Raw genomic sequence first — 13,258 nt, forward strand, 5'->3', positions numbered from 1 at the left:
TGGGTGCGGGTGCGGGTGCCTGCGGCGCCTTTCCCCACCCCGCCCCTTCCCGGCTGTGACATTTGCGGCTCCGCCGCGTGGGGGGGCAAGCCCCCAGACCCCCGGACGCCCTTCGGGCGTGTCCTCAAACGCCGGACGGGCTGGATGCTGGGCGCATTCAGCCCCTCCGGCGTTTGAGGAGCGGGGTCTGGGCGGAGCCCCGCGCGCGGCGGGCCGCGCTGTGTCACAGGGGGAAGGGGCGGGGTGGGGCAAGGCCCGCAGGGGTTACGCGGCCTCGCGTGCTGTTCCGGTTGCGTAACCGGGGTGGATGCCGAAGTCCAGGAGGATCTCGTGCGCGGCCCGGCGGCCCGAGTGGAGCGCGCCCTGGACCGTGCTCGTCCCACGGTGGTCGCCGCACACGTACAGACCCGAGAGGAGCCGTACGGGACGGCGCAGGTCGTGCGGCGCCGGCATGGCCGGGACCGCTTCCCGGTCGTGGTGGACCGCGAGGAGCTCCCAGTCGTCGGTGGGTACGCCGTAGAGCCTGGCCAGGTGGGCGCGTACCGCGCGGTCGGGGCCCGGCGGGGGCGTGCCGAGGACGGTGGAGGAGATCAGCGTCCGGCCGCGTGGCGCGCGCGACGGGTCGACCGCGCTGAGCACGGCGGTGTGCGAGACCGGGCCGCCGCGGTCGGCGTCGAGCAGCAGGGCGGGGTCCGTGAGCGGGGAGGTGGGCGCGGCGTGGTGCAGGACGGTCACCTGGTGGAAGGGCGGCACCCGCAGTCCTGGCAGCAGGCCGGCCGCAGCCCTTGCGCCGGTGGCCAGCAGCAGGGAGCGGCAGCCGAATTCGCCGTGTTCCTCGGTGGCGACCGAGGTGGTGCAAGTGGCGGTCACCCGTACTCCGGTACGCACCGTTCCCGGCGGCAGCGTGGCCGCCAGCAGCTCGGGCAGCGCGGAGGCGCCGCCTTCGGGCACGCACAGCCTGCCGCGAGCGAAGCCGCGCAGCGCCAGATCGGCGCACCGGCTGGAGGTGCTGAGCTCCGGGTCGCTGAGCAGTGCCGAGAGCAGCGGGCGCAGGAAACCGTCGACCGTACGAGGCGGCAGTCCGCGCCCGGACAGGGCTTCGGCGGCGGGCCGTTCGGGGCGGGCCATCAGCCGCTGCACCGGTGTGGCCGCCAACCGCCCGAGGGCCGCGGCGAGCCGGGCCTGGTCGAGCGCGCCCCCGAACGGCGGGCGGAAGGAGCCCGGCCGGGGAGCCCCTGCCAGGGCGCGCGCGGCGCTCAGCGCGCCCCGCGCGCTCCCGGCCTCCCCCGCGCGGTAGTGCCGGCCCTCGCTGTGCACGAGGACGCCGGGCGAGAAGGTGCGCAGTGCCAGCCCTTCGAGACCCGGCGTGCGCAGCAGTTCCGGATACGCGGTGCTGAGGACCTGGCCGATGCGGTCGAGCCGGAAGCCGTCGACCTCCTCGGTGGCCATCCTCCCGCCGACGCGAGGGGCTGCCTCCAGGACGCGCACGGTTACTCCGGCGCTGGTCAGTTGATGGGCGGCGGAGAGACCGGCGACCCCGGCCCCCACTATGACGACGTCCGCGTGGTGTGCGGTGGTGAGCACGTGCCCCTCCCCGAGGTCGGCGCGACTGTGGGGGTCTCTTGCCCTCAACAGGTTCACGGAATGCCCGAGTTCGGGTTGCAGCGTAGAAGCGGATGTGGGCGGGCACAGTCGCGCACCGACCGGGGCATCGGAGCACAACCGGAGCACAACGGTCGTACGACGGACAGAAATCGATCAGAATCGGTCAATCGGTTTCATGTGGTCCTGGTCAGCAGCGCAGCGCCGCCCGCAGTGTGTCCTCGATCTCCGGGAACGCGAACGAGAAGCCCGACTCCTCCAACTGCCGCGGCAGCACCCGCTGGCTGCCCAGCACGTCCGAGGAGAACTCGCCCAGCGCGAGCCGCAGCGCCGGCGCGGGGACCGTGAGGAACGTCGGCCGCTTCAGGACCCGCCCCATCGCCTCCGTGAGCTCACGGTTCGTCACCGGCCGCGGCGCCGTGAGGTTCACGGGACCCGAGAGCGACTCGGTGTCGATCAGGTGGCGCAGCGCCGCGATCTGGTCGTGCATCGCGATGTAGCTCTGGTACTGGCGGCCGGACCCCAGCCGCCCGCCGAGCCCCGCCCTGAAGAGAGGGAAGAGCCTTCTTCCCCAGGCCCCGCCCTCGCCTGCCACCACGAGTCCCGTACGGGCGAACACCGTCCGTACGCCCGCTTCCCGCGCCGGAGCGGCGGCCTCCTCCCACTCCACACACACGGACGGCAGGAAACCGTCGCCGGGCGGCGCTTCCTCGTCCACCGCGCGTTCCCCGGTGTCGCCGTAGAAGCCGATCGCCGAACCGCACACGAGAACCTTCGGCGGCGCGTCCAGGGAAGCGACGGCTTCGGCGATCGCGGCCGTACCGAGGACCCTGCTCTCGCGGATCTCCTTCTTGTACGTCTCGGTCCAGCGGTGGTCACCGACGCCCGCCCCCGCGAGGTGGACGACCGCCTCGCACCCGGCGAGCCCGCCCGCATCGACGTACTGCCGCTTCGGATCCCACGTCACCTCCTCCCGGCCGCTCGCGGCGCGCCGCACGAGGCGCACCACCTCGTGTCCGTCCGCGCGCAGCGAGCGCACGAGCGCCGTACCGATGAGACCGGTCGAGCCGGTGACCGCGATCCGCATGCCCCCCATCCTGCCCCGCATTCCCGCTCGCGGTGACCGGATGGCACAGTGGCAGCATGCCGGAGCCCACCACCGCGCCCGTGATACGTCCCGCCACGGCGGCCGACGAAAAGGAGCTGGCCGAGCTCGACCGGGAGACCTGGTCGCCGGTGCACTCCGTACAGCCGAGGCCGCAGCCGCCGTACGGTCCGTTCTTCGACGAAGGGCACCGGCCCGAGGACATCCTGGTGGCCGAGCTGGACGGAGCGATCGCCGGGTACATCCGGATCGTCCCGCCCACCCCGCTCCCCAGCAACGCGCACGTCCGGCAGATCCAGGGCCTGGCCGTGGCGGAACGGGCGCGCGGACGCGGGATCGGGCGCGCGCTGCTGCGCGCGTCCTTCGACGCGGCGCGCGGGCAGGGCGCCGTGCGCATGACGCTGCGGGTGCTTGGTCACAACGTGCCCGCGCGTGCGCTGTACGAGGCCGAGGGGTTCGTCGTCGAGGGTGTGCTGCCGGGCGAGTTCCACCTTCATGGCAGGTACGTCGACGACGTGTTCATGGGGCGTGTGCTGAGGGGCGTGCGGCAACTCCCTGAGTCATAGTGGGAGGGGTATGAAGAAGCTCCGTATGCCGCCCACGTCAGCGACCCGCGCGATGAGCCGCGGGCCCTTCGTCCGATGAGTTCGGCGCGGGCCAGGGGTGCGGAAGAGGCTCCCGGCTGGCTCCACGGCACGCCGCAGCCGCGCTGGCTCAGGGCCCTGCCCGCCGTGATCCTCGCCGCCCTCACCTTCGCTCAGATCGTCACGCCGCAGACCCTCCAGCTCGGCTACTTCGTCGTCGCCGTGACACCCGTCGCGGCCCTCGCCTACGGCCCGCTGAGCGTCGCGGTGCTCGGCAGCCTCACCCTCCTGACGCTGAGCCTGCCGTACGGCCGCCGGATCTGGGACGTCGAGACCCCGGACCTCCTCGCGGTGGTGGTCGTCGTCGTGCTCAGTGTGGTCATCGCGTGGGTACGCACGCGACGCGAGCAGCAGTTGGTGACGGTCCGCACGGTGGCGGAGGCCGCCCAGCTCGCCGTGCTGCCGCCGCTGCCCGCCGCCGTCGGCCGGGTGCGGTGCGCGGGGCTGTACCGGTCCGCGCAGCGCGGGCTGCTGGTGGGCGGGGACCTGTACGACGTACGCGAGGGTCCCCACGGCGTACGGGCACTGGTCGCCGACGTACAGGGGCACGGTCTGGAGGCCGTCGCGACGGTCGCCGCGCTGCTGGGCGCCTTCCGCGAAGCCGTGCTGGACGAGGAGGACCTGGCGCGGGTCGCCGCGCGGCTCGACCGGCGGCTGGTCGTCGACTCCCTCGCCGACGAGCACGCGGAGCTCTTCGCCACCGCCGTGGTGCTGGAGTTCCCGCCGGGCGAAGCCGTCGTACGGGTGGTGAGCTGCGGCCACCCGCCGCCACTTCTGCTGCGGGGCGGGAACACGCACGAGATCGCCGTGGACCCGGCGCCGCCGCTGGGGCTCGGCCTGGCCGGGGCGGTCCCGGTCGCGGTGGCCTCCGTACCGCTGGAGAGCGGGGACCGGATCCTGGCCCACACGGACGGGGTGACAGAGGCGCGGGACGCGGCGGGCGACTTCTACCCGCTCGCACAGCGGCTGTCCGCGCTGGCCGCTTCGGTCCCGCAGGAGGACCTGATGGCCCTCAACGAGGCCGTACGCGAGGACCTCGTCCGCTTCGCGGGCAAGGCGGAGAACGTGCACGACGACGTGGCCCTGCTCGCGCTCGGGCCCGGAGAGGTCAGTGACCGGGAGCCGGCAGCCGCATCCCGCCCATGAGTGCGTTCAGGCAGCGCGCGGCGGTTCGGCGGGGGAGCCGGGGCCGGAGATGGCGGCGCCGCGGGTCACTTGCCGAAGCGCTCCCACAGCCGGGGGAAGCGGTCGGCCAGGGCTGCTTCGTCCTCCAGGTCGAACGTCGTGCCCTCCGGCTCCGGGGCCTGCGCCGGGACCCCCAGGTCCGGAGTGACCCCGCCGGTGAGCTGTTCGTACGCCTCGTCCGCCGCGTACCCCAGCTCCTCGCCGTCGCCGTCGACCTCCTCGTCGAACTCGTCGAGGAGGTCGGCCAGATTGTCCGGGTCGTGCAGCGCGCCCTCGAAGACCTCCCGGCCCTGGCCGATCAGCCAGCAGCGGAAGAAGTCGAACGCGTCATCGCTCGCACCGCCGAGCAGCACGGCCGCCGCGCCCCACAAGTCCCAGCGGTACGCGCGGTTGTAGCGGACCTCGAAGTGTCTGGCGAAGTCGAGCACGGACTCGGGGTCGAGCTGGAGCAACGCGTCGACCAGCAGGTCCGCGTGATCCTCGGGGTCGCCCTCGGCGGCCTCACGGGTGTGGTCGATGATCTCCCAGAATTCCGTCTCGTCCATCACGGGACAAGCATCGGCCTTGCCGCAGGCCCACGCACGCGGAGTACCCCGGATGCGGCTGTGTCGTTACGGGGCGCGCTACGCGCCCCGTAAAACACGACAGGAGGTGTCGGCTTTGGGTGCCAGTGTCGTGTCGTACGGCACACGAGGTGAGGAGCAGGTATGAGCGAGCAGGACGCACCACTCAAAGGCAGGATCGCGCTGGTGGCCGGGGCCACCAGGGGCGCGGGGCGGGCGATCGCCGTGCAGCTTGGCGCGGCCGGAGCGACCGTGTACGTCACCGGGCGCACCACCCGTGAGCGGGTCAGCGAGGTCGGGCGGCCCGGCGAGACCATCGAGCAGACGGCCGAAATCATCAACGACGCGGGCGGCGAAGCCATCGCCGTACCCACCGATCACCTCCAAGAGGACCAGGTCAGGGCGCTTGTCGAGCGGATCGACCGGGAGCACGGCCGGCTGGACATCCTGGTCAACAGCCTCTGGGGCGGTGACCACCTGCTCGAATTCGGCAAGAAGATGTGGGACATCGAGCTCTCGCGCGGACTGCGGATGCTGGAGCTCGGCGTGAAGACCCACGCCATCACCCTCAGCTTCGCGCTCCCCCTGCTGGTGCGGAACCGTGGCGGACTGGTGGTGGAAATGACCGACGGGACGGACGAGTACAACCGAACCCGCTTCCGGGAGAACTTCTACTTCGACCTCGCCAAGAACGCGCCGATCCGCATCGCGTTCAACCTCGCCCACGACCTGAAGGACGTGGGCTGCACGGCGGTCGCCGTCACTCCGGGCTTCCTCCGCTCGGAGGAGATGCTGGACGCCTTCGGCGTCACCGAGGAGAACTGGCGCGACGCGATCGCCAAGGTCCCCGACTTCGTGATCGCCGAGTCGCCGGTGTACGTCGGCCGGGCGGTCGCGGCCATCGCCGCCGACCCCGGGCGGGCGCGCTGGAACGGGCAGTCGCTGTCCAGCGGACAGCTCGCGAAGGAGTACGGCTTCACGGACACGGACGGCAGCCGGCCGGACGCCTGGCCGTACATCATGGAGGTTTCACAGGGCGGCAAGGACGCCCCGGCGAGCGACTACCGGTAGCCCCCCGGCGCCCCCGCCTGGCTGCCGGCCTGGACGCACTCGGCTAGAGGGCGACGAGCTTCTCGAAAAGGAACTCGTGCTTCAGGAACGACACGTCGTACTCATGCCCCGGACAGGGCGGGATGAGCTGGGCCGCCTGGATCAGGCGCCAGCCGTCCCGCAGTGCGGCGACGCCCGACTGGTACGGAGGCTCGTCGCTGTCACCGGTGGTGGGTGAGGTGCGGCCCGTGCCGTCGTACACGGGCCAGCCGACGACCGGTGAGTCGAGCCCGGAAGTCTCCAGGTAAAGCACGAGGACCTGCTGTCGCAGGTCGGCGGCCGGGTTGTGGGCGGCGGTCACGCGGGCACCTCCTGCGGGCGATTGGAGACGCGGGTCACCCAGTGGTCGAGGTCGAACGAGTCGTCGCCGGTCAGCGCGCGCCACAGCAGCACGCGGTTGTAGCGCTCCAGCCGGCCGGTCGCGTGCTCGTACCAGGGGAAGGTGGTGTCCAGTTCCCGTGCCACGCGCCGGTCCGCGAGGTCCGACGTGTCCCACAGCCGGCGCTGCCGGACGGTCGGATTGAAGCGGATCTTGAACATGTAGCGGACGGTGTCGCTGTCGTTGCGACGGCCGCCGTGCCACAGCCCGTGGTGCAGAAACACCACGGTGCCCGCCGGGCACACCAGCCGGTCCTGCCCGCGCAGGTTCTGGTAGCGGCCGGTGTCGGACTCGTTCGTGCGCCGCAGGTGACTGCCGGGCACGCTGAGGGTTCCGCCCATCTCCAGCGTCACGTCCTGCGGGTAGTACATGAGCTGCACGTCGAAGGCGTCGCGCCGTACGTCGATGATCGCGTCACCGTGCAGCGGCTGCGCCTGCCCCTCGCGGGGCAGGCGGACGTGCACCGCGTGGTGGTCGATGTCCGGCTCCGGCCCGACCAGGCTCCGCAGCGCGCCCGCCACCGCCGGCAGCTCCAGGAGCCGCCGCGGGAAGGACCCCTGCGGGTACGCCTCGGACAGTGGTGTCCCGTACGGCACGCCGGGGACCCCGTCGCCCAGCACCTCAAGCGCCTCGGCGTTCATCTCCGCCGGCACCACCGCGTCCATGCGCAGCGATCCGTACGCCACGAAACGCGCCATCTGGACCGAGTTCAGCAAATGTTCCCTGGCTGCTGTCATGGTGCAACGCTAAGGACCCGGCCTCGCTCGGCGCGTGGGCGCCGCTCAACCGGTACTGGTAATTCTCACCATGGAGACGGTCGAAGTCCACTTGGACGAGCCACCGTTCGTCGCGAACGTCGGAGTCGGGGTGCACGGCCCGGCGGGCCACACCGACGTCTTCCACCTCCCCGACCTGTGGCAGCTCCACCTCTACCGGTACGCGGCCGAACTCACCGTCGGCGGGACGCCGCACGCCGTCCACCCCGGCCGGATCAGCCTCGTACCGCCCGCCACGACCGTCCGCTACCGGTACCGGGGCCGCTCCGAGCACCTGTACGCCCACCTGCGACTGCCGGCCACCGGCCGGCCGCGCGCCCTGCCCGTGATGCAGGACGCCGGCCGTGAACTGGCCGCCCTGTCCGCACTGATGCTCTCGGCCGTCGCCGCCTGGCCCAGCACCCCCGCACGGGCCACCGCGGAGGTCTGGACCGTCCTGTGGCGGGTGGCCCACCTCGCCCCGCCCGCGCATGAGGCAGGTCCGCATCCGGCAGTCACCGCCGCCATCGCGCACATCGAGTCACACCTTGCCGATCCCCTCACCGTGCCCGCTGTCGCCCGCGCCGCCGGGGTCTCCCACAACCACCTCACACGCCTGTTCCGTGTGGCCACCGGCGACACGGTGGTCGCCTACATCCGTCGCCGCCGCCTGGAGCGCGCCCGGCACCTGCTGCGCGAGTCCACCCTCTCCATCCCGGCGATCGCGGCCTCGGTGGGCATCCCCGACCTTCAGGCACTCAACAAGGCGTGCCGCCGCGAACTCGGCGCCTCCCCGCGCGCGGTTCGCGCCGGCGGCGCCTAGTAGTCGTAGAGCCGTGCGGTACGGGCCGCCGCCTCCGCGAAACGTTCGCGCAGGTCGGGCGGCTGCAGGACCTCCAGATCCGGGCCGAGGGAGAAGAGCTGGCCGAAGGCGACGTCGTACGACTCGACCGGCAGCGTCACGGTGATACGCCCCAGCTCGTCCGGCGGCCCGGCCACCGCCAGCGCCTCGGTCGCCGCGGCGCGGTCCACGGCGTACGGCAGCTGCCGCGCGCCCGCCTCCGAGAGCCGCACCACCACCTCGGAACGCAGGATCGAGCGGGCGAAATCCGCTGCGCGCTCCTCCCAGAACTCCGGCAGTACGAAGCTCTCGTCCCGCACGAAGCGCTCCTCGGACACGACCACGGAGGCGAAGCGATCGATCCGGTACACCCGGAAGTCCCCGCCGGAGCGGGCGCACAGGTACCAAACCCCGGCCTTGAGCACGAGGCCGTAGGGGGCCAGCTCCCGCTCCACCTCGCGGTCGTGACCACGCCGGTAGCGGCCGGTGATCATCCGGTCGTCCCAGACCGCCTCCGCGATCGTCGGCAGCAGCTCGGGCGTCTTGGGCTCCTGGTACCAGCCGGGTGCGTCGAGATGGAACCGCTGCGCGGCGGTGTCGGACGCGTCCCGGAGGGACGGGAGCAGGGCCGCAGAAACCTTCAGCCGCGCCGCCGACGCCGCGTCGTCGAGCCCCATCTCCCGGAGCGCGCCGGGCAGTCCGGACAGGAACAGCGCTTCGGCCTCGCTGCGGGCGAGGCCGGTCAGGCGGGTGCGGTACCCGCCGATCAGGCGGTAGCCCCCGCTCCGGCCTCGGTCGGCGTACACCGGAACGCCCGCCTCGGAAAGCGCCTGCGCGTCCCGCGTGATGGTGCGCTCGGAGACCTCCAGCTCACGGGCCAGTTCGGCGGCGGTCATGGAGGGGCGGGACTGGAGCAGGAGCACCATTTTGATGAGGCGGGCTGCGCGCATGGCGGCCATTGTGCCGGGTGCGGTGCGGCGTCGGTACGGGTGCGGCCGGGTGGGCCGCTGCGGGGGGCCTTTCCCGACCCTGTGACACTGTGCGGCTCCGCCGCACGAGGGGCTCAGCCCCGGACCCCGGTCCTCAAAACGCCGGACGGGCTGGAGAGGTCGCCGGAGGCGACAAGCTGGGGCTCCGCCCCAGACCCCGGTCCTCAAGCGCCGTACGGGCTGGAAGGTGCCGGGGGTGACTAAAGGCGCCAGGGGGCGACCAGTTGGGCTGCGCCCCCAGGCCCCGTGCTCAAGCGTCGGGCGGGCTGGAAGGTGGCAGGGGGTGACTGGCTGGGGCTGGGCCCCAGGCCCAGCCGCCCGCTGTCGCCGGAGGGCTCCGAAGAGCCCCTCCGGCGACAGCGGAGCGGGGTCAGCAGCAGGTACGGCTCACAGGCCGTAGCGCTCCCGTGCCTCCTTGACCGCCGAGGCGGGGACCTCGCCGCGGCGGGTCAGCTGGGCCAGGGCGGCGACCACGATCGACTGGGCGTCGACGCCGAAGTGGCGGCGGGCCGCCTCGCGGGTGTCCGAGAGGCCGAAACCGTCCGTACCGAGCGAGGAGTAGTCCTGCTCGACCCACTGGCTGATCTGGTCGGGGACCTGACGCATCCAGTCGCTCACCGCGAGGACGGGACCCGGCGCGCCTTCGAGCGCACGCGTGACGTACGGCGTGCGCGTCTCGCCGCGCAGCAGCGCCTCGTCGCACTCCAGCGCCTCACGGCGCAGCTCGCCCCACGAGGTGGCGGACCAGACGTCGGCCGCGACGCCCCAGTCGGCGGCGAGGAGTTCCTGCGCCTCCAGGGCCCAGTGGATCGCCGTGCCCGAGCCGAGCAGCTGGATGCGCGGGGTCTCGGCGGTGGCGTTCGCCGCTTCCTTGAAGCGGTAGAGGCCCTTGACGATGCCCTCCTCGACACCTTCCGGCATCGCGGGCTGCGGCTTCGGCTCGTTGTAGACGGTCAGGTAGTAGAAGACGTTCTCGGCCTCGGGGCCGTACATCCTGCGCAGGCCGTCCTTGACGATGACCGCGATCTCGTACGCGAACGCCGGGTCGTAGTTGAGCGACGCCGGGTTCGTGGACGCGATCAGGTGCGAGTGGCCGTCCGCGTGCTGGAGGCCCTCACCCGTCAGGGTCGTACGGCCGGCGGTCGCGCCGACGATGAAGCCGCGGCCGAGCTGGTCGCCGAGCTGCCACATCTGGTCGGCGGTGCGCTGCCAGCCGAACATCGAGTAGAAGATGTAGAAGGGGATCATCGGCTCGCCGTGCGTCGCGTACGACGTCGAGGCGGCGATGAAGTCGGCCATGGCGCCGGCCTCGGTGATCCCCTCGTTGAGGATCTGGCCGTTCTTGGCTTCCTTGTAGTACATGAGCTGGTCGCGGTCGACCGGCTCGTACGTCTGGCCGAGCGGCGAGTAGATGCCGGCCGACGGGAACAGCGACTCCATGCCGAACGTGCGCGCCTCGTCGGGGACGATCGGCACCCAGCGCTTTCCGGTCTCCTTGTCCCGCATCAGCTCCTTGGCCAGGCGCACGAACGCCATGGTGGTGGCCATCTCCTGCTTGCCCGACCCCTTGAGCAGGGCACTGAACGCGCGCTCGGAGGGCTCGGGCAGGGCCACCGCGTGCACCCGGCGGGCAGGGGCGGGGCCACCGAGGGCGGCGCGGCGCTCCTGGAGGTAGCGGACCTCGGGGGAGTCGGCGCCGGGGTGCCCGTACGGTACGAGCTCCTCGTCCAGCTTCGCGTCCGGGATCGGCAGGTCCAGCAGGTCCCGCATGGCGCGGAACTCCTTGCCGGAGAGCTTCTTCATCTGGTGGTTGGCGTTCTTCGACTCGAAGCCCGGACCGAGGGTGTAGCCCTTGACGGTCTGCGCGAGGATCACCGTCGGCGCGCCCTTGAACTCCACGGCCGCCTTGTACGCCGCGTACACCTTGCGGGCCTCGTGGCCGCCGCGCGAGGTGTGGAAGCACTCGGCGATCTTCGCGTCGGTGAGCAGCCTGCCCAGCTCGGCCAGCGCGGGCTCGGCCCCGAAGAAGTGCTCGCGGATGTACGCCACGTCACGGGTCGCGTACGTCTGGAACTGCGCGTCCGGCACCGCGCGCAGCCGGCGTACCAGCGCGCCCTGGGTGTCGAGCTGGAACAGCTCGTCCCAGGCGGAGCCCCACAGCGTCTTGATGACGTTCCAGCCGGCGCCGCGGAACTGGGCCTCCAGCTCCTGCACGACGCGGAAGTTGGCGCGGACCGGACCGTCGAGGCGCTGGAGGTTGCAGTTGATGACGAAGGTCAGGTTGTCGAGCTGCTCGCGGGCGGCGAGGGTGATCGCGGTGGTCGACTCGGGCTCGTCCATCTCGCCGTCACCGAGGAACGCCCAGACGTGGGAGTTCGAGGTGTCCTTGATGTCGCGGTTCTGCAGGTAGCGGTTGAAGCGCGCCTGGTAGATCGCGGAGAGCGGGCCGAGGCCCATGGACACGGTCGGGAACTCCCACAGCCAGGGCAGGCGCCGCGGGTGCGGGTACGACGGCAGGCCGTCGCCGCCGGACTCCTGGCGGAAGCGGTCGAGCTGGCCCTCGCTGAGGCGGCCGTCGAGGAAGGCGCGGGCGTAGATGCCGGGGGAGGCGTGGCCCTGGATGTAGAGCTGGTCGCCGGAGCCGTCGCCCTCCTTGCCGCGGAAGAAGTGGTTGAAGCCGGTCTCGTACAGCCAGGCGGCGGAGGCGAAGGTGGCGATGTGGCCGCCGACACCGAAGCGGGAGCCACGGGTGACCATGGCGGCCGCGTTCCAGCGGTTCCAGGCGGTGATACGGGCTTCCATCGCCTCGTCGCCGTCGAAGGCGGGCTCGGCGGAGGTCGGGATGGTGTTGACGTAGTCCGTCTCCAGGAGCTTCGGCAGCGCGATGCCGGCGCCTTCGGCGTGCTGGAGCGTGCGGCGCATCAGGTAGGCCGCCCGCTGCGGGCCTGCGGCCTTGGTGACGGCGTCGAGGGAGGCCGCCCACTCGGCGGTCTCCTCGGTGTCACGGTCCGGGAGCTGGTCGAGCTCGCTCGGAGAAATGCCTACGGGGTCGGTCATGATGGCCGCCTTCCGGAGAGGAGGGGGGTGAAGAAAAAGGGGGGCCTTGTCTGGCAGGACAGGGCGGTGGGGTCGGTGGACCCGCCGACGACTGTAAGTCCCTGATCGATGATCGATCAAAGCCTGGAGGCGAAAAACTTCTCCGTACAGCGAAATTGGCATTCCGTGCCGCGAAATGGGGCACGGGGTGCCGAGGCTTATGCGGCATTTCGGACGCGGGGCGGGGTGCCCGCGTCCGCTGCTCTCGGCGTCAGGCCCTCGGCGCGCAGCCCAGGACGTGGGACTTCACCAGGGTGCCGATGTCCGGATCGCGGCGGCGGAAGGCCTGCACCAGCGCCTCGTGTTCCTCCGCGTACGACTTCTGCACCGTGCCCAGCCAGCGGATGGACAGGGCCGTGAACACCTCGATGCCCAGGCCCTCCCACGTGTGGAGCAGGACGCTGTTGTTCGCCGCGCGCACCAGCTCACGGTGGAAGGCCACCGTGTGGCGCACCTGCGCCGTCCCGTCCGCCGTGCGGTCCGCCTCGTACAGGGCCGCCACGTGCGGCTCCAGCGCCGAGCAGTCCTCCGCCAGGGCCGACGCCGCCAGCTCGGCCGCGATCTGCTCCAGGCCGGCCCGCACCGGATAGCTCTCTTCCAGGTCGGCCGCCGTGAGATTGCGTACGCGTACGCCCTTGTTCGGCGCCGACTCGATCAGGCGCAGCGACTCCAGCTCGCGCAGAGCCTCCCGTACGGGCGTCTGGCTGACCTCCAGCTCCGTCGCGATCCGGCGCTCCACGATCCGCTCGCCCGGCTTCCAGCGCCCGCTGACGATCCCCTCCACGATGTGCTCGCGGATCTGCTCGCGCAGCGAGTGGACGACGGGCGGGGTGGGCGCCGGCCGGGGGATCGGACTCATCGGAAGGAACTCCTTGTGCGGATGCGTGCCTCGACGATACGGCGTCGGTCCTGACCGTGGCACGCGCGGATGGCCGAGAACCCACCCGTAAATCCCAACTCACCTATGGCCACAGGTGCTTGGTGGTACG

At 71.9% G+C, this 13,258-nt stretch carries 12 protein-coding genes; 4 read left to right on the top strand and 8 right to left on the bottom strand.

Annotated elements, in window-relative coordinates; genetic code table 11:
* Window positions 1–264 precede the first annotated feature (264 nt).
* Window positions 265–1,584 carry an NAD(P)/FAD-dependent oxidoreductase gene (locus G412_RS0106460; RefSeq protein ID WP_028811352.1) on the bottom strand — a complete coding sequence of 440 codons (1,320 nt, stop codon included), beginning with the start codon at window positions 1,582–1,584 and terminating at the stop codon, window positions 265–267.
* Window positions 1,585–1,792: 208 nt separating this feature from the next.
* Complete coding sequence (locus tag G412_RS0106465) at window positions 1,793–2,698, bottom strand: TIGR01777 family oxidoreductase (protein ID WP_028811353.1); 906 nt, start codon at window positions 2,696–2,698, stop codon at window positions 1,793–1,795.
* A 47-nt stretch (window positions 2,699–2,745) separates the two neighbouring features.
* On the opposite strand from G412_RS0106465, the gene G412_RS0106470 reads away from it, so the two are divergent.
* Together G412_RS0106470 and G412_RS33530 are read left to right on the top strand one after the other, a co-directional pair.
* On the top strand, window positions 2,746–3,273 hold the full coding sequence (locus tag G412_RS0106470; RefSeq protein WP_028811354.1) for a GNAT family N-acetyltransferase: 528 nt from the start codon (window positions 2,746–2,748) through the stop codon (window positions 3,271–3,273).
* Between the two features lie 75 nt (window positions 3,274–3,348).
* The gene (locus tag G412_RS33530) at window positions 3,349–4,497 is read left to right on the top strand and encodes a PP2C family protein-serine/threonine phosphatase (protein WP_051338175.1); all 1,149 of its coding nucleotides are present in this window, start codon (window positions 3,349–3,351) and stop codon (window positions 4,495–4,497) included.
* Between the two features lie 65 nt (window positions 4,498–4,562).
* Here the strand turns inward: G412_RS33530 and G412_RS0106480 are convergent, their stop codons facing one another.
* On the bottom strand, window positions 4,563–5,081 hold the full coding sequence (locus G412_RS0106480; protein ID WP_028811355.1) for a DUF4240 domain-containing protein: 519 nt from the start codon (window positions 5,079–5,081) through the stop codon (window positions 4,563–4,565).
* A 162-nt stretch (window positions 5,082–5,243) separates the two neighbouring features.
* Here G412_RS0106480 and G412_RS0106485 point away from each other — a divergent pair, with 162 nt between their 5' ends.
* Window positions 5,244–6,170, top strand: coding sequence for an SDR family oxidoreductase (locus tag G412_RS0106485; protein WP_028811356.1), 927 nt, complete (start codon window positions 5,244–5,246; stop codon window positions 6,168–6,170).
* Window positions 6,171–6,213: 43 nt separating this feature from the next.
* Here G412_RS0106485 and G412_RS0106490 read toward each other — a convergent pair whose 3' ends face one another.
* Window positions 6,214–6,480: a hypothetical protein gene (locus G412_RS0106490; RefSeq protein ID WP_028811357.1), complete on the bottom strand. Its 267-nt coding sequence runs from the start codon at window positions 6,478–6,480 to the stop codon at window positions 6,214–6,216.
* A 26-nt stretch (window positions 6,481–6,506) separates the two neighbouring features.
* Complete coding sequence (locus G412_RS0106495) at window positions 6,507–7,325, bottom strand: phytanoyl-CoA dioxygenase family protein (protein ID WP_028811358.1); 819 nt, start codon at window positions 7,323–7,325, stop codon at window positions 6,507–6,509.
* 70 nt (window positions 7,326–7,395) lie between these two features.
* Between G412_RS0106495 and G412_RS0106500 the strand changes: the two genes are divergently transcribed.
* Window positions 7,396–8,166, top strand: a complete 771-nt coding sequence (locus tag G412_RS0106500) for a helix-turn-helix domain-containing protein (RefSeq protein ID WP_028811359.1) — start codon at window positions 7,396–7,398, stop codon at window positions 8,164–8,166.
* Here the strand turns inward: G412_RS0106500 and G412_RS0106505 are convergent.
* From G412_RS0106505 to G412_RS0106515, 3 genes are all read right to left on the bottom strand, one after another.
* Window positions 8,163–9,134, bottom strand: coding sequence for a helix-turn-helix transcriptional regulator (locus tag G412_RS0106505; protein ID WP_028811360.1), 972 nt, complete (start codon window positions 9,132–9,134; stop codon window positions 8,163–8,165). The genes G412_RS0106500 and G412_RS0106505 overlap by 4 nt on opposite strands.
* Before the next feature lie 426 nt (window positions 9,135–9,560).
* Window positions 9,561–12,230 (bottom strand): pyruvate dehydrogenase (acetyl-transferring), homodimeric type, encoded by a 2,670-nt coding sequence (gene aceE / locus G412_RS0106510; RefSeq protein ID WP_028811361.1) that lies wholly within the window; start codon window positions 12,228–12,230, stop codon window positions 9,561–9,563.
* A gap of 250 nt (window positions 12,231–12,480) precedes the next feature.
* Entirely contained in the window at window positions 12,481–13,128 is a 648-nt protein-coding gene (locus G412_RS0106515) for a GntR family transcriptional regulator (RefSeq protein WP_028811362.1), read from the bottom strand.
* Between the last annotated feature and the right edge of the window lie 130 nt (window positions 13,129–13,258).

Origin of the sequence: Streptomyces flavidovirens DSM 40150 (assembly GCF_000429085.1) — a bacterium.
GTDB lineage: Bacteria > Actinomycetota > Actinomycetes > Streptomycetales > Streptomycetaceae > Streptomyces > Streptomyces flavidovirens.